This is a genomic window from Streptomyces violens, from assembly GCF_000717745.1.
Classification (GTDB): Bacteria; Actinomycetota; Actinomycetes; order Streptomycetales; family Streptomycetaceae; genus Streptomyces; species Streptomyces violens.
On the sequence record NZ_JOBH01000021.1, the window covers coordinates 48638 to 69080 of the forward strand.

Annotated in this window: 18 protein-coding genes, 1 tRNA gene and 1 pseudogene; 9 read left to right on the top strand and 11 right to left on the bottom strand. The window is 72.0% G+C overall.

Annotation, left to right across the window (positions count from 1 at the left end):
- Positions 1–60: 60 nt before the first annotated feature.
- Positions 61–134 (bottom strand) — tRNA-Met (locus tag IF04_RS0131520).
- 103 nt (positions 135–237) lie between these two features.
- Positions 238–1032: a TSUP family transporter gene (locus tag IF04_RS0131525; RefSeq protein ID WP_037961420.1), complete on the bottom strand. Its 795-nt coding sequence runs from the start codon at positions 1030–1032 to the stop codon at positions 238–240.
- A gap of 102 nt (positions 1033–1134) precedes the next feature.
- On the opposite strand from IF04_RS0131525, the gene IF04_RS0131530 reads away from it, so the two are divergent.
- A complete protein-coding gene (locus tag IF04_RS0131530) occupies positions 1135–1920 on the top strand; it encodes an AraC family transcriptional regulator (RefSeq protein WP_037961423.1) in 786 nt (261 codons plus the stop codon).
- Positions 1921–1935: 15 nt separating this feature from the next.
- Here IF04_RS0131530 and rox read toward each other — a convergent pair whose 3' ends face one another.
- The 3 genes from rox to IF04_RS0131545 all read right to left on the bottom strand — a co-directional run bounded on the left by rox (position 1936) and on the right by IF04_RS0131545 (position 5058).
- A complete protein-coding gene (rox, locus tag IF04_RS0131535) occupies positions 1936–3408 on the bottom strand; it encodes a rifampin monooxygenase (RefSeq protein WP_030265676.1) in 1473 nt (490 codons plus the stop codon).
- Positions 3409–3590: 182 nt separating this feature from the next.
- Positions 3591–4724: an NAD(P)/FAD-dependent oxidoreductase gene (locus IF04_RS0131540; RefSeq protein ID WP_030265678.1), complete on the bottom strand. Its 1134-nt coding sequence runs from the start codon at positions 4722–4724 to the stop codon at positions 3591–3593.
- 139 nt (positions 4725–4863) lie between these two features.
- Positions 4864–5058, bottom strand: coding sequence for a CsbD family protein (locus IF04_RS0131545; protein WP_030265679.1), 195 nt, complete (start codon positions 5056–5058; stop codon positions 4864–4866).
- Between the two features lie 219 nt (positions 5059–5277).
- On the opposite strand from IF04_RS0131545, the gene IF04_RS0131550 reads away from it, so the two are divergent.
- The 4 genes from IF04_RS0131550 to IF04_RS0131565 are packed head-to-tail and all read left to right on the top strand — an operon-like array spanning position 5278 to position 11469.
- Positions 5278–6987, top strand: coding sequence for an amidohydrolase (locus IF04_RS0131550; RefSeq protein WP_063829556.1), 1710 nt, complete (start codon positions 5278–5280; stop codon positions 6985–6987).
- Positions 6984–7220, top strand: a complete 237-nt coding sequence (locus IF04_RS0131555; protein ID WP_030265681.1) for a DUF3311 domain-containing protein — start codon at positions 6984–6986, stop codon at positions 7218–7220. Before IF04_RS0131550 ends, IF04_RS0131555 begins: the two co-directional genes overlap by 4 nt.
- Entirely contained in the window at positions 7217–8653 is a 1437-nt protein-coding gene (locus IF04_RS0131560) for a sodium:solute symporter family protein (protein ID WP_051831740.1), read from the top strand. The genes IF04_RS0131555 and IF04_RS0131560 overlap by 4 nt, the downstream gene beginning before the upstream one ends.
- Positions 8654–8706: 53 nt before the next feature.
- Positions 8707–11469, top strand: a complete 2763-nt coding sequence (locus tag IF04_RS0131565) for a SpoIIE family protein phosphatase (protein ID WP_078601047.1) — start codon at positions 8707–8709, stop codon at positions 11467–11469.
- A 32-nt stretch (positions 11470–11501) separates the two neighbouring features.
- Here the strand turns inward: IF04_RS0131565 and IF04_RS0131570 are convergent, their stop codons facing one another.
- A complete protein-coding gene (locus IF04_RS0131570) occupies positions 11502–12365 on the bottom strand; it encodes a LysR substrate-binding domain-containing protein (RefSeq protein ID WP_030265684.1) in 864 nt (287 codons plus the stop codon).
- 194 nt (positions 12366–12559) lie between these two features.
- On the opposite strand from IF04_RS0131570, the gene IF04_RS0131575 reads away from it, so the two are divergent.
- Both IF04_RS0131575 and IF04_RS0131580 read left to right on the top strand, forming a co-directional pair.
- Positions 12560–13624, top strand: a complete 1065-nt coding sequence (locus IF04_RS0131575) for a bile acid:sodium symporter family protein (RefSeq protein WP_037961426.1) — start codon at positions 12560–12562, stop codon at positions 13622–13624.
- Between the two features lie 9 nt (positions 13625–13633).
- Positions 13634–14203 carry a putative glycolipid-binding domain-containing protein gene (locus tag IF04_RS0131580; RefSeq protein WP_030265690.1) on the top strand — a complete coding sequence of 190 codons (570 nt, stop codon included), beginning with the start codon at positions 13634–13636 and terminating at the stop codon, positions 14201–14203.
- 26 nt (positions 14204–14229) lie between these two features.
- Here IF04_RS0131580 and IF04_RS0131585 read toward each other — a convergent pair whose 3' ends face one another.
- Entirely contained in the window at positions 14230–16158 is a 1929-nt protein-coding gene (locus tag IF04_RS0131585; protein ID WP_030265691.1) for a sialidase family protein, read from the bottom strand.
- Positions 16159–16406: 248 nt separating this feature from the next.
- A complete protein-coding gene (locus IF04_RS0131590) occupies positions 16407–17357 on the bottom strand; it encodes a quinone oxidoreductase family protein (protein ID WP_030265693.1) in 951 nt (316 codons plus the stop codon).
- Between the two features lie 102 nt (positions 17358–17459).
- Here IF04_RS0131590 and IF04_RS0131595 point away from each other — a divergent pair, with 102 nt between their 5' ends.
- Positions 17460–17918 carry a MarR family winged helix-turn-helix transcriptional regulator gene (locus IF04_RS0131595; RefSeq protein ID WP_030265695.1) on the top strand — a complete coding sequence of 153 codons (459 nt, stop codon included), beginning with the start codon at positions 17460–17462 and terminating at the stop codon, positions 17916–17918.
- Between the two features lie 63 nt (positions 17919–17981).
- On the opposite strand, the gene fdhD is transcribed toward IF04_RS0131595, so the two are convergent.
- From fdhD to IF04_RS0131605, 3 genes and pseudogenes are all read right to left on the bottom strand, one after another.
- The gene (fdhD, locus tag IF04_RS0131600; RefSeq protein WP_030265697.1) at positions 17982–18833 is read right to left on the bottom strand and encodes a formate dehydrogenase accessory sulfurtransferase FdhD; all 852 of its coding nucleotides are present in this window, start codon (positions 18831–18833) and stop codon (positions 17982–17984) included.
- A gap of 5 nt (positions 18834–18838) precedes the next feature.
- Positions 18839–18955 (bottom strand): annotated as a pseudogene (locus IF04_RS37905) (2Fe-2S iron-sulfur cluster-binding protein); the annotation flags it as partial.
- A gap of 92 nt (positions 18956–19047) precedes the next feature.
- Positions 19048–19497: an SRPBCC family protein gene (locus tag IF04_RS0131605; protein WP_030265699.1), complete on the bottom strand. Its 450-nt coding sequence runs from the start codon at positions 19495–19497 to the stop codon at positions 19048–19050.
- Positions 19498–19739: 242 nt separating this feature from the next.
- Between IF04_RS0131605 and IF04_RS0131610 the strand changes: the two genes are divergently transcribed.
- Positions 19740–20429 carry a GntR family transcriptional regulator gene (locus tag IF04_RS0131610; RefSeq protein ID WP_030265701.1) on the top strand — a complete coding sequence of 230 codons (690 nt, stop codon included), beginning with the start codon at positions 19740–19742 and terminating at the stop codon, positions 20427–20429.
- Positions 20430–20443 lie beyond the last annotated feature (14 nt).

Genomic DNA, 20443 nt, shown 5'->3' on the forward strand with positions numbered 1-20443 from the left:
GAGTGCGACCGGAAATGCCCGGGGCCCGGTGGATGACATCCACCGGGCCCCGGGAATCAGTAGCGGGGACAGGATTTGAACCTGCGACCTCTGGGTTATGAGCCCAGCGAGCTACCGAGCTGCTCCACCCCGCGTCGACAACCGCAACACTACGCGTCCCGAGCCCACACGCCTAATCGGCAGCCTCCCGCGCCTCGGCCCGATGCATAAAGCCCCGCCCTGCTTTGCGGACACGGCCTAGCCCGCCGGCAGCATCGCGGCCGCCACCACCGCGAGCAGTGCGATGTAGGACCACGCGTGGATGCGGTCCGGTATCCGCGGTGGGCGTCGGCGCAGTAGCGCGATCACCGGCAGGGCGCCCTGCAGCAGTGCGGCGGCGGCGCCGGGGTCGACGAGGCCCACCAGGTGTACCTGCGCGTCCGCGCCGGCCGGGAGCGCGTAGCCGCCCAGGGAGATCATGGCGGTTGGGAGTGCGATGGCGAGGGTGAGGGGGTTGGCCAGCGCGGTCGCCACATGCATCGTGTGCCCGGCCCGCCGCATCGCGGGGACGGTCAGGACGCTGCCGCCCACGCCGAGGAAGGCGGCGACCGCGCCGACGGGCGCGCCGAAGGCGGCCGGCAGCGGCCGCGGCGCGTCGGAGGGCGCCTCGATCCGTGTGCGTGGGCGGAGAAAGCCGGGGCGCAGAAGCAGATCGACGATGGTCAGAGTGACGTACGCGATGAATGCCCAGCGGGCCAGCGCGGGCGGGGCGACGCGCGTGGCGAGCGCACCGGCCGCGGCGCCGGCCGCCAGCAGGAGAAGGAGCGTGCCGCTGCCGCGCAGCGCGACGAGCACCCGCCGCGGCGTGACCGCGGTCGCGAATCCAGCGTTCACCACCATCACCAGGGCCGAGGTGGCCGTAGCGACCCGCATCGCGTCCGCGCCGAGCGCGGCATCCGCCCACACCACCACCGGGACCGCGACGAACCCGCCGCCGAACCCGAACAACACGGTCGTCACCCCGGTGAGGAGCCCGATCCCGATCAATGCCATAACGTCCACAGGATCCAGTCCACCAGCCCGGCCGGTCTTCCCGCATGCGAAAGTCGGCTCCCTTCTTTCGCGCCTCAGCCAGTGGGCCCGTACGGTGGCCGGGTGAAGAACGTGCCCTTGGATACCGTCGACCACGTCGACCGGGCCGTCCTGCCGATCGGCACCGACTACCCGTCCGGCCACGTACTGGACTGGCACGAGCACCGGCGCGCGCAGTTCCTCTACGGCGCCACCGGGGTCATGGTCGTCGACACCGACGCGGGAAGCTGGACCGTGCCGCCCGAGCGTGCCGTCCTGATTCCCGCCGCCACCCCGCACCGGGTCCGCATGCTGGGGGTGAGCACCCGCAGCCTGTACATCGAGCCGGACGCCGTCCCCTGGTGGCCCGCCACCTGTACCGTCGTGGACGTACCGCCGCTGCTGCGCGAACTCCTCCTGGCAGCCGTCGAGTTCGAGGCCGAGTACGGCCTCTCCGGGCGGGAGGGACACATCGCCGCGCTCCTCCTGCACGAGATCGCCGCGCGCACCCCCCTCCCGTTCCATGTCGGGATTCCCGCCTCGGCCGATCTCGCGGCGCTCTGCCGCGCGTATCTGGCCGCCCCGGACGCCGGTGTCACCAACGCCACGTGGGCCGCGCGGACGGCGATGAGCGAGCGGGCCTTCACCCGGCGCTTCCGCGCGGAGACCGGCGACAGCCCGGCCGTCTGGCGGGGCCGCGCCCGGCTGCTCGCGGCCGTACCGATGCTGCGCACCGCGCCGGTCACCGAGGTCGCCGGCCGGCTCGGCTACGCCTCGCCCGCCGCCTTCACCGCCGCCTTCACCCGCGCCTTCGGCACACCCCCGTCCCGCTTCACCACGAGCGTCCCTCCGCGGGCCTCCGATACCTGACCGATCCGGCCGCGCTCAGCCGACCGCAGCGCCGAACCACTTCGGCAGCCGGTCGAGCAGCTCCTGCTGATCGTCACCGACCCACGCCACATGGCCGTCCGGCCGCAGGAGTACCGCGGGCACGTCCAGCTCCTCGCCGACGCCGCTGTCATCGCTGTCATCGCTGACATCCCTGATACCGCTCTCGTCGATGACGTGGTCGACCCGGTCCGTCCAGCCCGCCACCGACAGCCGGCCGGTCCGGTCGAGTAGCAGCCCGCGGCCGCCGTGCATCAGCTCGTAGAGGCGGCCCCGCTTCAGCTCCACGTCCCGCATCCGCCGGCCGAGCAGTTCATGCCCCTCGCCGAAGTCGTAGCGGACCCCGATCGCGGTGATCTTCTCGATCAGGTACCGGTTCACGTCCTCGAAGTCCATCAGTTCCGCGATCAGCCGGCGTACTGCCTGGGGGCCCGGCTCGGTGGACATCAACTCGATCTGTGCGCGGGTGTTGTTGAGCACGTCGGCGGCCACCGGGTGCCGTTCGCGCTGGTAGCTGTCCAGCAGCCCTTCCGGTGCCCAGCCGGCCACCTCGGCGGCCAGCTTCCAGCCGAGGTTGAACGCGTCCTGGATGCCGAGGTTGAGGCCCTGCCCGCCGGTCGGCGGGTGGATGTGCGCCGCGTCGCCGGCCAGCAGCACCCGGCCGCTCCGGTAGCGCTCGGCCTGCCGGGTGGCGTCGCCGAAGCGGGAGAGCCAGCGCGGTGAGTGCGCGCCGAAGTCGGTGCCGGCAAGCTTCCGTACCTGCTGCCGCAGCTCGTCCAGGGTCGGCGGGACCGTACGGTCCTCGGCCACCCCCTCGGCGGGCGCGACGAGGCGGTACACCCCGTCCCCGAGGGGAACGGCGCCGAACCGCTTCTGTGTCTTGCGTACTTCGGCCACCACCGCGGCCAGCGTCTCCGGCTCCGCGGTCAACTCCACCTCGCCCAGCAGCGTTTCGACCCTGCTGGGCTCGCCGGGGAAGCCGATGCCGAGCAGCTTGCGCACCGTGCTGCGGCCACCGTCGCAGCCGACGAGGTAACGCGAGCGCAGTCGCGTGCGGTCGGCCAGCTCGACGGTCACCCCGTCGTCGTCCTGGCTCAGCCCGACCAGTTCGCAGCCGCGCCGGATCTCGACGCCGAGTTCGGTGGCGTGCTCGGTCAGCAGTCGCTCGGTGACTGTCTGCGGGATACCGAGTACATACGGATGGGTGGTGTTCAGCCCGTCCGGCCACGGCTTGTCGATGCCGGCGAAGAAACCGCCGACCTTGTACTGCTGGCCGAGCGCGAGGAACCGCTCCAGCAGACCGCGCTGGTCCATCACCTCCAGGCTGCGCACATGCAGGCCGAGCGCGCGGACCACCTTGGTCGGCTCCGCCTCCTTCTCCAGTACGCGCACATGCACGCCGTGCAGCCGCAGCTCGGCGGCCAGCATCATGCCGGTCGGTCCACCGCCGGCAATGATCACGTCAATCAACACAAACCCCGTTTTCCGCAGATTCTGGCTGTGAGCGGTGATTCTGCGGCATGACCGGGGCCTTGCGGCAAGCCCCCCACCGTGTTATACGTTGTATATGGCAAGGAGTGGGCAACCTCCTTGCCATTGTCTTTTGTAGACGGTGAACGCGCTGTTGTAGACGGTGAGTGCGCTCTCCCCGGTCAGCGGAAGCGGCCGGGCCGGAACGCCGCGAGCAGCGGGCTGCGTTCCCCGGTGGTGATCTCCTCGGCCAGCAGCTCGCCGGCGATCAGGGCGAGGGTCGCGCCGCTGTGGGTGAAGGCCACGAACAGCCCTGCCACCTCGTCGAGTTCACCGAGTACCGGCTCGCCGTCCCCCGGGATCGGCTTGCGGCCCACGCCGAAGGAATCCAGTTCCAGGGGCGGATGGCCGGCAAGGACGGCCGACGCCTCGCGCAGCAGCTTCTCCACCGTGGCGTCCTTGACCTCATAGCTGCCGTCCGCATGGGCGACCACCTCGCGCGCCGTGGCGTCGGAGTCCATCACCAGCGCACCGTCCGGAGTGGGCCGCAGCGCCACGCGCGGGGTGTTCAGCGTGGCGCGCAGGGCCGTGCCGAGGGGCTTGGTGCGTACGAGCAGCGCCTTTGACGTCGCGTCCGGGATCTCCACGCCGTACTGCCGTACCGTGCCCGGTACGTCGGCCCCCGTTGCCAGCACGACCGTGTCGACGTCGATGCGCTCACCGGCCCCCGTCCGTACGGCGGCCGCGCGGTCCCCCTCGATCACGACGGAGGCGGGTCCGGCGCCGGTGAGGATCCGGCCGCCGGCCGCGGTGAGGTCGTCGGCGAGCTGCCGGACGAGCGGGACGAGGTCCACCCATCCCTCACCCGGGTTGAAGATCGCGCCCTTGTCGGGGATCGCGTCCGGGTCCACCCCGGGCGTCCACCGGGCGACTTCGTCGCGGGTCAGCCACTCGGCGTCGTATCCGTTGTGCCGCATGTGCGCGAACGCCGCCCGGTGCGACTCGGCCGCGCCGGGCGCCGCCCAGGTCAGCCCGCCGTCGAACTTCAGGTAGTCGGAGGAGGGGACGCGGGTGGCGAACGTGCGGTACCGGTCCATGCCGAGCAGCCGGAGCCGGTGGTACGCCTCGGAGCGCTTGCCGCCGAAGGAGTTGAGCCAGGACAGCGAGCGGCCCGACGCCCCGTCGGCCAGTTCGCCCTCGGTGACCAGGACGACGTCCGCACCGCGGCGGGCGAGTTGCGCAGCGGTCGACACCCCGATGACACCACCGCCCAGAACGGCAACGCGGGGACGAGAAAAGGCGGGAGAGGGGCGCATAGAAGTACCTTTCGACAGTGAGAACGTTCCCACGCTCAGACTGTGGGAACGTTCTCACGACGCCTTGGGAGCGTCAAGACGCGACGGCCCGGCGGCCGCTCTCGAGGAGCGGGCCGCCGGGCCGCGCGGGTGGTGCCGGTCAGGTTTCGTCGCGGTCCGTCAGGGAGTCCTTGATCCCCCGGCTCTGGCCCTTGGCGTCGTCCATGGCGTTCTTCGCCTTGCCCTTGGCCTCGTCGGCGCGGCCCTCGCCCTTCGTCCGGCTGTCGCCGGTGGCCTTGCCGGCCATCCGCTTGGCCTTGCCCTTGAGCTTGTCCATGGCGCCCTTGTCACCCATGCCGGAACTCCTTCGTCTCGTTCGGCGGGACGGCAACCACGCTGCCCCACCCCTCGCCGGCCCGCACCCGGAGAGGGCCGGGCCGGTGCGGTCACCGGCGGCTGGACTCGTGCAACCCACCCCCATCTGGTCCTGTCCCGCCGGTCGTCCAGCGGGCAGCATGTCGGAAATTCCATACCGATCAGCAGGCGCCGGCCTGCGTCAGGTGGTGACCGCTCGATGCCCGAGGTACCCCGTACCGCCGATCCATTCACAGCCGCCGATCTGGTCCTGCTCAACGGCACGGTCCGCACGATGGACCGGGCCGGTACGACCCGTACCGCACTCGCCGCGCGCGGCGGACGGGTGCTCGCCGTCGACGACGACGCCGCGGTGCGCGGACTCATCGGGCCGCACACCCGAGTACTGGACCTCCAAGGCCGCTGCGCGGTGCCGGGGTTCATCGAGACCCACAACCACCCCACCTTCTTCGGGCTGACGCTTGCCGCGGACGTCGACGCGGGCAGCCCGCCCAACGCCACCATCGCCGACATCGTCGCCCGGGTGGAGCAGGCCGCCGCCGACGCCGAGCCGGGCACCTGGGTGCGCGGCTACCGGTACGACGACACGCTGCTCGCCGACGACCGGCACCCCACCCGCGCCGACCTCGACCCGGTGTCCAGGGACCGGCCGGTCTGCCTCCAGCACGTCTCCGGCCACTTCTGTGTACTGAATACAGCGGGGCTGCGGCTGCTCGGCATCGACCGGAACACCCCTGACCCGGTGGGCGGCGCGATCCACCGGGACGCGGCGGGTGAGCCGGACGGGGTGCTCGCGGAGACCGCCGCGTTCGCCGCCTACGCCGCCATGCCCAAGCCGGAGACCGCCGACCTCGCCGAGGCGATCGGGCTGGCCGGTGACGCCTATCTGGCGGCCGGCGTCACCACCGTCCACGACACCGGCCTCGGGCTGGTCGGCGGGCCTGCGGAACTCGACGCGTACCGGCTGGCGCGCCGCAAGGGACGGCTGCGCAACCGCGTCCGGGCGTACCTCGTGCAGGACCTCTTCCCCGGTCTGTCGCGCGGCGAGCTCAGCCCGGTGGAGGCGGGCGTCGCCGGGCTCGGCGACGACCTCTTCCGGGTGGCCGGCGTGAAGCTGTGGGCCGACGGCTCGCTGCAGGGGCTGACCGGCTGCGTCTCGGAGGGGTACGCCTGCGCGCCGGACAAGAACGGGCTGCTGATCTTCCCGCAGGACGATCTCAGCAGGCGGGTGGCCACGCTGCACGAGGCGGGCTGGCAGGTCGCGATCCACGGCAACGGGGACGGGGCGATCCAGGCGATCCTGGAGGCGTACGCGAAGCTCGGCCTCGACCCGCTGGAGGGCGACCGGCGGCACCGTATCGAGCACTGCCAGATGGTCAGCGAGCGGCAGCTGGACCAGATGGCCGCGGCGGGCATCCTCGCGTCCTTCTTCATCAAGCACGTCTACTACTGGGGCGACCGGCACCGGGACCGGTTCCTCGGCCCCGAGCGGGCGCGGCGCATCGACCCGCTCGCCTCCGCGGTCAAGCACGGGGTGACCTTCGGCCTGCACTCGGACACGCCGGTGGTCCCCGTGCCGCCGCTGGAGGGCATCTGGTGCGCGGTGCGCCGGACGACCCGCGACGGCCACGAACTGGGGCCCGAGCAGCGGGTGGACGTGGACACGGCGCTGCGCGGCTACACCAGCCAGGCCGCCCACCTCGGCTTCGAGGAGCGCGAGAAAGGCAGCCTGGAGCCGGGGAAGCTGGCGGACATCGCGGTGCTCTCCGCCGATCCGGGCGCCGTCGCGCCGGACGCGGTGCGGGCGCTCCAGGTGGACGCGACGGTCATCGGCGGCGAGGTCGTGCGGTGCGGCGCCGGGCTGGACGCCGGGCGTGCGGCCGAGGCCGGGGGAGGGGACGGCCGGTGAGCGGCGCGCGCAAGAGCGTCGGCATCGGGCTCGGGCTGCCGGTCCTGGCGATCCTCGTCGTCATGCCGCTGCTCGCGGACACGGACGTGTACATCCTCGGCATCCCGCTGCTGTGGGCATGGATGTTCGCCTGGTTCCCGCTCACCAGCCTGTGCCTGTGGGTGGCCTGGCGGATCGACGAACCGCGGTACCGGGACGACGACGAACGCAGCGACGAGGGAGTGGCGAGATGACCGCGGCGATCTTCTTCGGCGTCATGGCGCTCTCGGTCCTGGTCGCCTTCAGCGCCCGGCGCGGGATGAAGAACATGTCGATCGGGGAGTACCTCGTCGGCGGCCGCTCCTTCCCGCCCTGGCTGCTGTACTTCCTCGCGGTCGGCGAGATCTACAGCATCGGCACCATGATCGGCTTTCCGGCGGGCATCTACGCGGGCGGCGCGAGCTACGGCATCTGGTTCCTCGGCTACATCCTGCTGGCCTATCCGCTCGGGTACTACATCGCGCCGCTGATCTGGCGGGCCGGCGTGCGGTACGACGCGATGACCATCCCGGACGTCTTCGGGCGGCACTTCCGCAGCCGCAGCCTGGAGCTGGTCACCGCGGGCGCGCTGCTGCTCGCGCTGGTGCCGTGGGGGCAGTACCAGTTCATCGGCATGCAGGTCGTGCTGCAGGCGCTCGGGCTGCCGATCACCCCCGTGCAGTCGGTGATCCTGGCGGGCGTGATCGCCTTCCTCTACCTGGCCGTCTCCGGAGTACGCTCGCCCGCCTTCGTCGCGATCCTGAAGGACGTGCTGATGGTGCTGGGCATCGTCGTGGCCGGGGTGGTGGCGGTGACGGCGGGCGGCGGCCCGGCGGAGGTCTTCGGCCCGCATTCCGTGCCGCGCGCGCAGATGACGATGAGCGGGTCGCCGATGGTCTTCGCGCTCACCACCATCGTCTTCCAGAGCGTCACCTTCTACCTGGGCTTCTCCGCCGCGTACATCTTCACCGCCAAGTCCGAGCGGGCGATCAAGTCCTCGACGGTGTGGATGCCGGTCTACATGCTGATGTATCCGTTCCTGGTCGCCACCGCCTACTTCGCCTTCGCCGACCGGCCGGACGTCAAGGACCCCAACACGGTCTTCATGGCGATCGTCCAGGACCGACTGCCGGACTGGCTGGTGGGCGTGGTGGCCGCGGGCGCGGGCCTGTCGGGCGTCCTGGTACTGGCCGTCACCGCGCTGACCATCGGCGGCATCGTCTCCCGCAACCTCGCGCCGAACATCCGCCCCGAGGCCCAGCGCCGCACCACCACGGCGGTGGTCGCGGTTTTCCTGGTCGCCGCCGCGGTGCTCACCCTCACCGCCTCGACGCTGATGCTGACGGTGCTCAACCTGACGTACTACCTGCTCGGCCAGCTCGTACCGGGCTGGCTCGCGCTGATGTTCTGCCGACGGGTGCGGCCGTGGGCGGTCTCGGTGGGGATGCTCGGCGGCATCGCGGCATCCATCGTGCTGTACGTGACCGACCCCGGGCTCGGCGGCATCAACGCCGGTCTGGTGGCGGTGGCCTTCAACTGCGTACTGATGTTCGGGCTGAGCCTGCTGCGCCCCGGCCCGGCCACCGAGCCGGTGTCGGCGCATCCCCGGGTGACGTCCGGTCAGGGCATGCGCGCGGACCCCCCTTAGGCCGGGCGCGCGACCCTGCGGCAGGAGGAAGGCAGCAGTGTTAGAAATTGGTTATGGCGGGTCATCGTCGGATTCATCACCCTTTGCGGGCAGGGTCGCGTTCCCTGCTGAATCCGCGCAGCCTCGCCGGACAGGTCTTCGTCCTCCAAGTGGTCATCGTGGTGCTGCTGGTGGTGGCCGCCGTCACGGCCCTGGCCCTCCAGGCCACGCGGGACAGCAACGACGCGGCGGAGCACCGCTCGCTGTCCGTGGCGGAGACCTTCGCGGCCTCCGCCGGCGCGGCCAGGGCGATGGACGGCCCGAACCCCACGGCGGAGCTGCAGCCGCGCGCCGAAGCGGTGCGCAAACGGGCCGACGTGGACTACATCGTCGTCATGAACCTGGACGGCATCCGGGTGACCCACCCCGACCGGAAGCTGATCGGCAAGCATGTGGTCGGCGCCTTCGGCCCGGCCCTGGTGGCCGCCCGTAAGGGACAGTCGTACACGGAGATCATTCCCGGCGGCCCCCTGGGGGACGCCGTGGACACCACCGCACCCATCACCCGCGCCGACGGCTCCCTCGTGGGCCTGGTCTCGGCCGGCATCACCCTGGAGCGCGCGGGGAGCACCCTGGACCGCCAGATGCCGGTGCTGCTCAGCGCCGCCGCGCTGGGCCTGGGGCTGGCCGCCGGCGGTACGGCCCTGGTGACCCGGCGGCTCCGCCGCCAGACGCACGGCCTGGGCCAGGCCGAGATGACCCGGATGTACGAGCACCACGACGCGGTCCTGCACGCCGTGCGCGAAGGCGTGGTGATCCTCGGCGGTGACGGGCGGCTGCTGCTGGTCAATGACGAGGCGCGGCGCCTGCTGGAGCTGCCCGACGGCCTCGACGGGCGGGCCGTCGACGCGGTCGGACTGCCGGACCGGCTGGTGGAGCTGATGCGCTCCGGACGGTCGGCCACCGACGAGGTGCACCACGTGGGCCAGCGGCTGCTGGCCGTCAATGTACGGTCGACCGCCCGCGCGGGCGGACCGCGCGGCAGCGTCACCACCCTCCGCGACACCACCGAACTCGCCGCCCTGACCGGCCGCGCGGAGGTCGCCGGTGAGCGGCTGAAGCTGCTGTACGAGTCGGGGGTGCGGATCGGCACGACCCTGGACGTGGTGCGCACGGCGGAGGAGCTGGCGGAGGTGGCGGTGCCGCGGTTCGCCGACATCGTCACCGTCGACCTGCTGGACGCGGTGACGGAGGGGGACGAGCCGTCGGTGCACGCCGGATGGCGGATGCGGCGGACCGCGACCAAGGGCGGACCGGGCGAGCCCGGCCTGTACCCCCTCGGCGAGCTGATCCACTTTGTGTCGACCACCCCACAGGTACGGGCCCTGAACGAAGGCCGCGCGGCGCTCGTGGCGGACCTGACGCGCACGGACGAGTGGTCCGACCAGGACCGGACGCGGGGCGCCGCGTTGCTGCAGGCCGGTGTGCACTCCCTGGTGACGGTGCCGCTGCGGGCCCGCGGCGTGGTGCTGGGCATGGTCAATTTCTGGCGGTCGGAGGGGTCCGAGCCGTTCCAGGAGGAGGACCTCTCCTTCGCCGAGGAGGTCAGCGCACGGGCCGCGGTCTGCATCGACAACGCCCGGCGCTACGCGCGCGAGCACGCGATGGCCGTGACCCTCCAGCGCAGCCTGCTGCCCCGCGGCCTCCCGGAGCAGGATGCGCTGGACGTGGCCTGGCGGTATCTGCCGGCCCAGGCGGGGGTGGGCGGCGACTGGTTCGACGTCATCCCGCTGCCGGGCGCGCGGGTGGCGCTGGTGGTGGGCGACGTGGTGGGGCACGGGCTGCACGCCGCGGCGACGATGGGGCGGCTGCGGACCGCGGTGCACAACTTCTCCTCGCTGGACCTGCCGGTCGACGAACTGCTCGGCCATCTGGACGAGCTGGTCACCCGTATAGACAGCGAGGAGGACAGCGAGGGCGCCCGCGGCTGGGAGGGCGTGACGGGCGCGACCTGCCTGTATGCGATCTACGACTCGGTGAGTGGGGTATGCACCGTGGCCACGGCCGGCCACCCCGGTCCCGCCCTGATGGGCCCGGACGGCACGGTCACCTACCCGGACGTCGCGCCCTCCCCGCCGCTGGGGCTGGGCGGTCACCCCTTCGAGACCACCGAACTGCGGCTGACCGAGGGCTCGTCCCTGGTGCTGTTCACGGACGGCCTGGTCGAGGACCGCGGACGCGACATCGACGTCGGCCTGGACATGCTGGCCGGGGCGCTGGAGGGCGCCGCGGGCCGCAGCCCGGAGGAGATGTGCCAGGCCGCCGTCGACGCGATGGTGCCCGAACGCGCGTCCGACGACATCGCCCTGGTGGTCGCCCGTACCCGGCTGCTCGCGTCGGCGAAGGTGGCGGACTGGGAGGTGGCCCCGGACCCGGCGGAGGTGGGCCGGCTGCGCGCCGAGTGCGGGGCACAGCTCGCGGAGTGGGGCCTGTCGGACATCGGGTTCAGCACGGAACTGATCCTCAGCGAGCTGATCACGAACGCGATCCGGTACGGCGCGCCGCCGATGCGGCTGCGGCTGCTCCGCGACCGCTGCCTGATCTGCGAGGTGGCGGACAGCAGCAGCACGGCCCCGCACCTGCGCCGGGCGACGAGCACGGACGAGGGCGGCCGCGGACTGTTCCTCGTCGCGCATCTGTCGCAGCGGTGGGGGACCCGGTACACCCCCGGCGGCAAGGTCATCTGGACCGAACAGCAGCTCTCGGGGGCCAGCGCGGCGGCCATCGAGACACCGGCGGATGTGCTGCTGGATCAGTTCGACGACACGGGGTTCTGAGGCGGGGGATTTGTGGCGGGGCCCCGGTACCCCTACGGCAGGTGCAGCCGGTCGCCGCCCGCCAGGATCGCGGCCGCCAGCGCCTCGGCCGGGCGGCTCGCCGGGGCGTCCGGGCGGCCGTGCACCAGGACGAAGTCGACGCCCCCGAGGTCCGGCAGGCCCGCCCGGGCGCCCACCCGGACCAGCCCCGGCGGGATCATGCCGAGCGAGTGCGCCATCACGCCGAGCCCCGCGCGGGTCGCCGCGATCAGCCCGTTGAGGCTGCCGCTCGTACAGGCGATGCGCCACTCGCGGCCCTGCGCCTCCAGCGCCTGGAGCGCGCGGCCCCGGGTCAGCGCCGGCTGCGGGAACAGCACCAGCGGTACCGGCCGCTGCGGGTCCAGCCGCAGCCGCTCGCTGCCGATCCACACCAGCTTGTCCCGCCAGATCAGCCGCCCCTGCGGATCCTCCGGGCGCCGCTTGGCCAGTACGAGGTCCAGCCGCCCGGCCGCCAGCCGCTCGTGCAGCGTCCCCGACAGCTCGACCGTCAGCTCCAGATCGACCTCCGGATGGTCACGGCGGAACCCCTCCAGCACCTCCGGCAGCCGGGTCAGTACGAAGTCCTCGGACGCGCCGAACCGCAGCCGGCCGCGCAGCCGCGTCCCCGCGAAGAAGTCCGTGGCCCGCTCGTTGGCCTCCAGGATCGTGCGCGCGAAGCCGAGCATCGCCTCGCCGTCCTCGGTCAGCTCCACCCCGTGGGTGTCCCGCGCGAACAGTCGGCGCCCGGCCGCCGCCTCCAGCTTCCGCACGTGCTGGCTGACGGTCGACTGCTGCACACCGAGGCGCTGCGCGGCCTGCGTGAAGCTCAGGGTCTGCGCCACGGCCAGGAACGTCCGCAGCTGTACGGGATCGAACACGCTCCGACCCTACCCCCGCCCATCACGTTCCGGCATGACAGTGACTACGGTAAGCGGGCTTCCCGATTGCCATGAACTGGCGCACCCTGGAGTAGGCACCGTCCATGCCCCGGGGCATACGGCACACCGCATGCTGCACATCGCATACGGCATGCCGCTTGTCCCAGCCCGAGCCGCCGACCGATAGAGAGACCATGCGCCGCCCTCAGCTGAAGATCCCCTCCTGGCTCCCCGTGGACGGATACATCCTGGCGCTCATCGGCACGGTCGTGCTGGCCGCGCTGCTGCCCGCCAGAGGCCCCGTGGCCACCGGCGCCGAGGGCGCCTCGACCGGCGCCGTCGCCCTGCTCTTCTTCCTCTACGGCGCCCGGCTCTCCACCCGGGAGGCGATGGACGGCCTGCGCCACTGGCGCCTGCACCTCACGGTCCTGGCGTTCACCTTCGCCGTCTTCCCCCTGCTGGGCCTGGCGGCGCGCGGCCTCGTGCCGTACGTGCTGACGCCCCAGCTCTACACCGGACTGCTCTTCCTGTGCCTGGTGCCCTCCACGATCCAGTCCTCGATCGCCTTCACCTCCATCGCGCGCGGCAACGTCGCGGCGGCGATCTGCGCGGGCTCCTTCTCCAGCCTGGTCGGCATCGTCGTCACGCCGCTGCTGGCGGCCCTGCTGCTGGGCGGCGACGGCGGCGGCTTCTCCGCCGACTCGCTGCTCTCCATCGTCTTCCAGCTACTGGTGCCCTTCGTCGCCGGACAGCTGCTGCGCCGCTGGATCTCGGGCTTCCTCACCCGGTACAAGAAGGTGCTCGGCTACGTCGACCGCGGCTCGATCCTGCTCGTCGTCTACACCGCGTTCAGCGCCGGCATGGTCCAGGGCATCTGGGGCCGGGTCTCCTTCTGGCGGCTGGTGGAGCTGGTGGCCGTCGAGGCCGTACTGCTGGCCGTGATGCTGACCCTGACCACGTACGGCTCACGGAAGCTGGGCTTCCCGCGCGCCGACCGCGTCGCGATCACCTTCGCGGGCTCGAAGAAGAGCCTGGCGGCCGGGCTGCCGATGGCCAGCGTGCTGTTCGGCGCGCAGGCCAGCCTCGCGGTGCTGCCCCTGATGCTCTTCCACCAGATGCAGCTGATGGTCTGCGCGGTGCTCGCCAAGCGGTACGCGCGGCAGGCCGAGGCGGCGGAAGCGGCAGGGGTCGCCGAGCAGGCGGCGGACGGCGGGACCGGTGCCGTGTCGGCCGCCGGCCCGGTGGGGACGCGCCGCTAGGGTGCCTGCATGACGGGCCATCACGTCCTCACCTGGGACGTCACCGCGAGCAAGGGCATCGAGACCGCGTGGGTCGACCTCGGCGAGCGGACGCTGTCCGCGCACGGCCGGGCGGTGGGTACCGTACCGGAGGCGTACTGGATCACGTACGAGCTGGAGACCGGCGAGGACTTCGTGACGCGGCGGCTGCGGGTACGCGCCGAGAGCGCGGCCGGCAGCCGCGAGCTGGACCTGCGCCGCGACGACGAGGGCCGGTGGACCGCGGGCGGCGAGCCGCTGGCGGGTCTGGAGGACGCGCTCGACTGCGACCTCGGGCTGTGCCCGCTCACCAACACCATGCCGCTGCTGCGCCACGGTCTGCACCGCTCGCCGGGGGAACGGGAGTTCGTGATGGCGTGGGTGTCGGTGCCGGAGCTGGCCGTACAGCCCTCCCCGCAGCGTTACGAGCACCTCGCCCGCACGGAGGAAGGCGCCCGGGCGCGGTACACCTCGGGCACCTTCCAGCGCGACCTGGAGTGCGACGGGGACGGCTTGATCGTCGACTATCCGGACCTGGCGCACCGCACCCAGACCCGCTGACCGGCCGCCCCCGCCCCGCCTCCCCGTCAGTCCCCGCGTACCTGGTCCAGCGGCAGCCGGAGCACGGCCGGCGCCGCGGCCGGTGCGTTGTGCTCCCGTACCGCGGCCAGTTCACGGTCGCTCAGGGCGCGCCCGTAGACACGTACCTCGTCCAGCGCTCCCGTGAAGTGCGCGCGAGCATCCGGCTTCTGGCCGAGATGCACCCCGAACGTGTCGTTCCGGCTGACCGAACCGGGCACGTCGGCCACCGAGGCGGTGTGCATACCGTCCACAGTGAGCGACAGACGGTCGCCCGACCGGCGCAGCGCGACGTGGTGCCAGCGCCCGTCGTTGGCCGCGCCGGCCACGGCGGCCTGCGCGGATTTCGCGGGCCCGGCGCCCGCGAGCGCCGTGAGGTCCGCCGTGAGCCGGTTCTTCGCGGGGTCGGCGCGCAGCGCCACCTGCGGCGCCCTGCTGCCCACGCCGCCCATCCACAGCAACGGCTGCTCGCCGCTCTTCGCCTCGTACCGGAACCAGAGGCTGCATGTGAAGTCGCGCTCGCCCAGCGGCAGCGACGAGCGGAACGGCAGCCGTACCGCGTCGTCCTTGCCGTCGAACACCACGGCCCGCCCGAAACGGCCGTCGGCCGTACGGGCGCCGCCCAGCACGGCGGCCGGCCGGGCACCGGCCCCGCTGTCCGGCGTCGTCGGGTCCGGCCCGCGGCGCGGCCCGAGCCAGTCCTCGGTGAACCGCGCGAAGCGGATCTCGTCCCGCGCGTCCACCGCGCCGCCCTCGTAGAGCAGCCCGACCTCACCGGACTTGATGTTCGTCATGTCCGAGTAGCCGGACCAGTCGGTGGTGATCCGCGCGCCCCGGTCGGCACCCTCCCACGTGCGGCCCTCGTCGTAGGAGGAGCGGATCATCATGGTGCGCCGCCGGTCGGGGTCGGCGGGCGCGGCGAACAGCAGCCTGCTGTAGCCGTCGGCGGCCCGCGACCGCAGCCGCAGCACCGAGCCCTGGACCATGGGCGAGTACAGATCGGGGATGGCCCGGAACGGCTCGGCGAAGGACCGTCCGCCGTCCCGGCTGACCGCCGCCGTGCGGTGCCCCAGGTCCGTACCGTCCTGCTCCCGCCCGTTGACGTGGATCCCGCCGTCCGCACGCTCCACGAGCGTCATCTCGGACGGCTTCTGCCGGAACGTTCCGTCCGATGCGGTCCGCCAGGTGTCGATCGCGCCGGTGTGCCACTTGGTGCCGCCGTCGTCGCTGTACATGAGGGCGGCGTGGTTGGCCGTTATCCGGCCGCCCCCGTAGCTCTCGGCGTTGACGGTGTAGACCAGGCGTCCGGCATACCGTCCGTGGGTGAGCTGGATACCGTGTACAGGTCCGGTCGCGTACCAGGAGTTCCACGACGGCGGCCGGAGCGCGGACGTCATGTCCCGGGGCTTGGACCAGGTACGGCCGTCGTCGTCGCTGTACTGCAGGTGCGGCTTGCGGTCGCACGGTATATCGCAGTTGCGGCCGTCGTCGCGGCCCTTGTTGTAGGTCTCGGCGAGGACCACGCGGCCGGTCCGGCGGTCGACGACCGGCGCCGGATTGCCATGCGTGTCGCCGCCGCCCTCGTTGACGACCTGGAGCGGGCCCCAGGTGCGGCCACCGTCGGTGGACCGTTTCAGCACGAGGTCTATGTCGCCGGCGTCCCCGCAGTCGTTCACCCGGCCCTCGGCGAAGGCGAGGAGGGTGCCGCGCGGGGTCGTGACGATCGCGGGGATACGGAAGCAGGCGTACCCCTTTTCCTGGGCGGCCTTGAAGAGCACCTGCTGGGTGAGGCCGGCCGGGGCCGCCTCGGTGGGGGGTTGGGCGTGTGCGGGAGCCGGGGGGAGGAAGGCGAGCGTCGCCGTGGCCAGCGTGGCCCACCAGCGGCGTCGCCCGAGTCTCGGGCCGGGACTGCGGTGTTCGCTCGGATCTGACGTCATGGTCCGACCTGCCCTTCGAGGCATCGGCGAGGCATCGGCGTCGGCCGCGCGGCGGGCTCGGGAAGCTTGCCCGGGGGCCCGCCGGACGGATCATCTGGACATCCCACGTATGGACATCCCACGTCCCATGTTCGTGCGGAGGAAGGTACTTGTCCCGCAGGCGCCCCGGCAAGGACCGTGCGTCACCCGGATTGGCCGGGGGTGTCCTTCCGGCCCCGGCCGGGGCTCGCACATGGGGGAGAGGGGGCTCAGGGGACCAGGACGACCTTGCCGAGGTTGGTGCGCGCCTCGATGAGCGCGTGCGCGCGGGCCGCCTCCGCGAGCGGAATCTCCGCGTGCACCGCCGGGCGCAGCCGGCCCTCCCGCGCCAGCACCCACAGCTCGGCGCCGTGCCGCGCGTACAGCTCCGGATTCCGGGCGACGAAGTGACGCATCGTCATGCCGGTGATCGTCTTCGCGCCGGCCAGCAGCTCGTACGCCGGTACCGTGCCGCCGCCGGAGTTGAAGAAGATCAGCCGCCCGCCGGGCGCGCACGCCGCGAGTGCCCGCGGCAGCAGCCCGCCGCCGACCCCGTCCAGCACGATCTCGGCCGGCTCACCCCAGGATTCGTCCTCGTACGTCACGACCTCGTCGGCGCCCAGCCCGCGCAGGAACTCCGCCTTGGCCGGGCCGGCGGCGCCGCTCACGGCAGCGACCACCCGCCGCGCGCCACGGATCTTCGCGAGCTGCACCGCGAGGTGCCCGGTCGCGCTCGCCGCACCCGTGACCAGGACGGCAGCGCCCGCCACGGGCTGCGCGGCGTGGAGCGCGGCGAGCGCGACATGGCCGCCGCGCACCAGCGCCACCGCGTCCACCGCGCTCGCGCCGTCCGGTATCCGGCTCGCCGGCGCGACCGGCACGGTGACCAGTTCGGCGTACGAGCCGGTGAACGGCAGCCCGGTGACCCGATCGCCGACCGTATACGCCATCACGTCCGCACCGGTGCCGACGACCTCTCCGGCGACCTCGCCGCCGAGTGCGCCGGGCAACGGCGGGCCGCCGCCGTTGCCGTCGCCGCGCACCGCGCGTACGGACGGCAGCGTCACCCCGATCGCCTCCGTACGCACCAGCAGCTCACCGGGGCCGGGAACGGGCGCCTCGGCCTCCTCCCATCGCAGTACCTCGGGACCGCCGTACTCGTAGAACCGGACGCGCCGCATGCGTATCTCCAGGGGTGTGCCAAGACGTTGGGTGCCCCAACGATAGCGCGCATTTCATTGGCCGACCCAATGTTTTTTGCGTTCGCTCGATAGGCTGAGGGCATGGCCGAAACCCCCTATGTACCCACGCGCATTCGTGCCCTCCCCAGCTGGCTCCTCGGCCGTGCCGCGGCACGCGGCCACCGGCTCGTCGCCGACGCGCTGGCCCGTGAGGGTATGCGGATGATGCACCACGCCGTGCTGTCGGCCGTGGCCGAACTGGGTCCGGTGTCCCAGGCGGACCTGGGCCGCAGCCTGAGCATCGACCCCAAGGACATGGTCATGATCGTCAATGATCTGGTGGCCGAGGAACTGGTCACCCGCGCGCCCGACCCCCGCGACCGCCGCAAGAACGCCGTCACCATCTCGCCGGCCGGCACCCGCACGCTGCGCCGTACGCAGAAGCTCGGCGATGCGGCCAACGCGGAGTTGACCGCAGCCCTCAGCCCGGCCGAGCGCGACCAGCTCATCGACCTGCTCACCCGGATCGCCGCACCGGGACTGGATGATCGCTGCACTTGAGGGGCGCGGTCGGGCTGATGGGTCGTCAGCCCAGCAGCGCTGTCTGCTTGCCTCTGAAGATCGTCAGTCCGACCGTCGGTCCAGCGAGTCGAGGGCGATGCGGTGCTCGCCCGCGTACACGTTCATCGAGCTGCCGCGCAGGAAGCCGACCAGGGTGAGGCCGGTCTCGGCGGCCAGGTCGACGGCGAGTGAGGACGGCGCGGAGACCGCCGCCAGCATGGGGATACCCGCCATCACGGCCTTCTGGGCGAGCTCGAAGGAGGCGCGCCCGGAGACCATCAGGACGGTGTCGGACAGCGGCAGCCGGTCCTGCTGCAGCGCCCGCCCGATGATTTTGTCGACCGCATTGTGCCGACCGACGTCCTCCCGCAGTTCCAGCAGTTCACCGTCGACCGTGAACAGTCCGGCCGCATGCAGTCCGCCGGTACGGTCGAACACCCGCTGGGCGGCGCGCAGCCGGTCGGGGAGTACGGAGAGCGTGGCCGGCTCGACAGTCATCGCGTCGTCGTCCTTGAGCGCGAAGCGCGCCGTGGTCCGCACCGCGTCCAGGCTGGCCTTGCCGCACAGCCCGCACGAGGACGTCGTGTAGACGTTCCGTTCCAGGGTGATGTCGGGGACGGCGACACCGGGCGCGAGCTGCACATCGACGACGTTGTACGTATTGCTGCCGTCGTCCGTCGCCCCCGCGCAGTAGACAATATTCGCCAGCTCCGCCGCGCTGCCGAGCACGCCTTCGCTGACCAGGAAGCCCGCCGCGAGCGCGAAGTCGTCACCGGGCGTGCGCATCGTGATGGCGAGCGGCTTCCCGCCGAGCCGGATCTCCAGCGGCTCCTCGGCGACCAGGGTGTCCGGGCGGGTGCTCACGGCTCCGTCGCGGATCCGGATGACGCGCCGTCGCTCGGTGACCCTGCCCATACTGATCAGTCCCGGTTCTGTACGTGTTGATGACCGAAGCGGCCCTTGATGCAGAGGTTGTCATGGGTCGCCGGGTTGTCGCGCGGCGAGGTGACCTCGACGATCTCATTGTCCTGTACATGGTGGCTGCGTTCGCCGGAGCGCGGCGGCGGCCCGGCCGGAGTGTTCCGACCGGGCCGCCGTGTCCGGGTTCAGCGGGTGCGTCGCACGCGGATCAGACCTCGCCGCGCCAGGCGCCGGTCTCCGTGCCGCGCGACTCGATGAACTCCTTGAAGCGGCCGAGGTCGCCGGAGGCCTGACGGCGGACGAAGCCGAGTTTGTCGCCGACCGTGTCGGCGATGCCCTCCGGGTCGTGCTCCATCTGGAGCATCACCTTGGTGTGCTGGTCGTCGAGGCGGTGGAAGGTCACCACGCCGGCCTGGCGCGCCTCACCCTCCACGGTGGTCCACGCGACCCGCTCGTCGGGAATCTGCTCGGTGATCTCCGCGTCGAACTCGCGGGTCACCCCTCCGACCTTGGTGACCCAGTGGGTCAGTGTGGATGTGCGCTGCTCGATGCGTTCGACCCCGTCCATGAACCGGGGGAACTCCTCGAACTGTGTCCACTGGTTGTAGGCCACCGGTACCGGGACGGCCACCTCGACCGATTCCTCGATCTTCGACATGGTCCGGGCTCCTCCTCTCGTGAACGTGCAGGGCTCCCCGCGTACCCGCGAAGTCCGGTTCGACGCAGGGAAACCGAGGCCCGATCCGCTCGTTGAGGTGATACGGGTCACCGAAGCGCGCTGTGTGCGGTAGGTTGCGCTCGGTAGACTGTAGACGATAACCAATTGCCGTCCGGTGTCTCCGAGTCGCGGAGTCCCGCGGAGCCACGGAGTGCCGGCGTCCGAGTCGTAGAGGGGACGCGATGCTGTCCACTGGGCTGCCGCAAGGGGCCGTGCCGAAGCTCGAACGCCCCGGCCCGTTGCGCGAGCGTGTCTACGAAGCACTGCTCGAACTCATCACCACCCGCGCCCTCCAGCCCGGCCAGCATCTGGTCGAGAGCGAACTCGCCGGTCATCTCGGCGTCTCCCGGCAGCCGGTGCGCGAGGCGCTGCAGCGGCTGAACACCGACGGCTGGGTCGATCTGCGCCCCGCGCAGGGCGCGTTCGTGCACGAGCCGACCGAGGCGGAGGCCGACCAGCTGCTGAGCGTGCGGACCTTGCTGGAGGCGGAGGCGGCCAAGCTCGCCGCCTTCTCGATCGACCCCGGGGACGGCATCGAGAAGCTGCTGGAGCTGTGCGACCGGGGTGAGCAGGCGGTGCGCGACGACGCCGTGGACCTGGCCGTCGCCGCGAACGCGGAGTTCCACGCCAAGATCATGGAGATGGCCGGAAATGCCGTGCTCGCCGAGCTGGCCGAGCAGGTCGGCCGGCGGGTGCGCTGGTACTACACCCCGGTCGCCCGGCAGCGCGGCAAGCAGTCGTGGGCGGAGCACCGCGAGCTGATCGAGGTGATCGCCGAGGGGGATGGGTACCGCGCCGCGGAGATGATGCGCGCCCACACCGAGCACACCCGCCGCACGTACCGCGAGCAGGTGCGCGCCCAGGATGCCTGAAGTGCGGTAGTCCT

Bases quoted from the DNA above. Each gene is read 5' to 3' on its own strand.
- IF04_RS0131525 (WP_037961420.1), bottom strand. From the start codon at position 1,032: ATGGCATTGATCGGGATCGGGCTCCTCACCGGGGTGACGACCGTGTTG.
- IF04_RS0131540 (WP_030265678.1), bottom strand. From the start codon at position 4,724: ATGCGCCCCTCTCCCGCCTTTTCTCGTCCCCGCGTTGCCGTTCTGGGC.
- IF04_RS0131545 (WP_030265679.1), bottom strand. From the start codon at position 5,058: ATGGGTGACAAGGGCGCCATGGACAAGCTCAAGGGCAAGGCCAAGCGG.
- IF04_RS0131550 (WP_063829556.1), top strand. From the start codon at position 5,278: ATGCCCGAGGTACCCCGTACCGCCGATCCATTCACAGCCGCCGATCTG.
- IF04_RS0131560 (WP_051831740.1), top strand. From the start codon at position 7,217: ATGACCGCGGCGATCTTCTTCGGCGTCATGGCGCTCTCGGTCCTGGTC.
- IF04_RS0131565 (WP_078601047.1), top strand. From the start codon at position 8,707: ATGGCGGGTCATCGTCGGATTCATCACCCTTTGCGGGCAGGGTCGCGT.
- IF04_RS0131575 (WP_037961426.1), top strand. From the start codon at position 12,560: ATGCGCCGCCCTCAGCTGAAGATCCCCTCCTGGCTCCCCGTGGACGGA.
- IF04_RS0131580 (WP_030265690.1), top strand. From the start codon at position 13,634: ATGACGGGCCATCACGTCCTCACCTGGGACGTCACCGCGAGCAAGGGC.
- IF04_RS0131585 (WP_030265691.1), bottom strand. From the start codon at position 16,158: ATGACGTCAGATCCGAGCGAACACCGCAGTCCCGGCCCGAGACTCGGG.
- IF04_RS0131590 (WP_030265693.1), bottom strand. From the start codon at position 17,357: ATGCGGCGCGTCCGGTTCTACGAGTACGGCGGTCCCGAGGTACTGCGA.
- IF04_RS0131595 (WP_030265695.1), top strand. From the start codon at position 17,460: ATGGCCGAAACCCCCTATGTACCCACGCGCATTCGTGCCCTCCCCAGC.
- fdhD (WP_030265697.1), bottom strand. From the start codon at position 18,833: ATGGGCAGGGTCACCGAGCGACGGCGCGTCATCCGGATCCGCGACGGA.
- IF04_RS0131605 (WP_030265699.1), bottom strand. From the start codon at position 19,497: ATGTCGAAGATCGAGGAATCGGTCGAGGTGGCCGTCCCGGTACCGGTG.
- IF04_RS0131610 (WP_030265701.1), top strand. From the start codon at position 19,740: ATGCTGTCCACTGGGCTGCCGCAAGGGGCCGTGCCGAAGCTCGAACGC.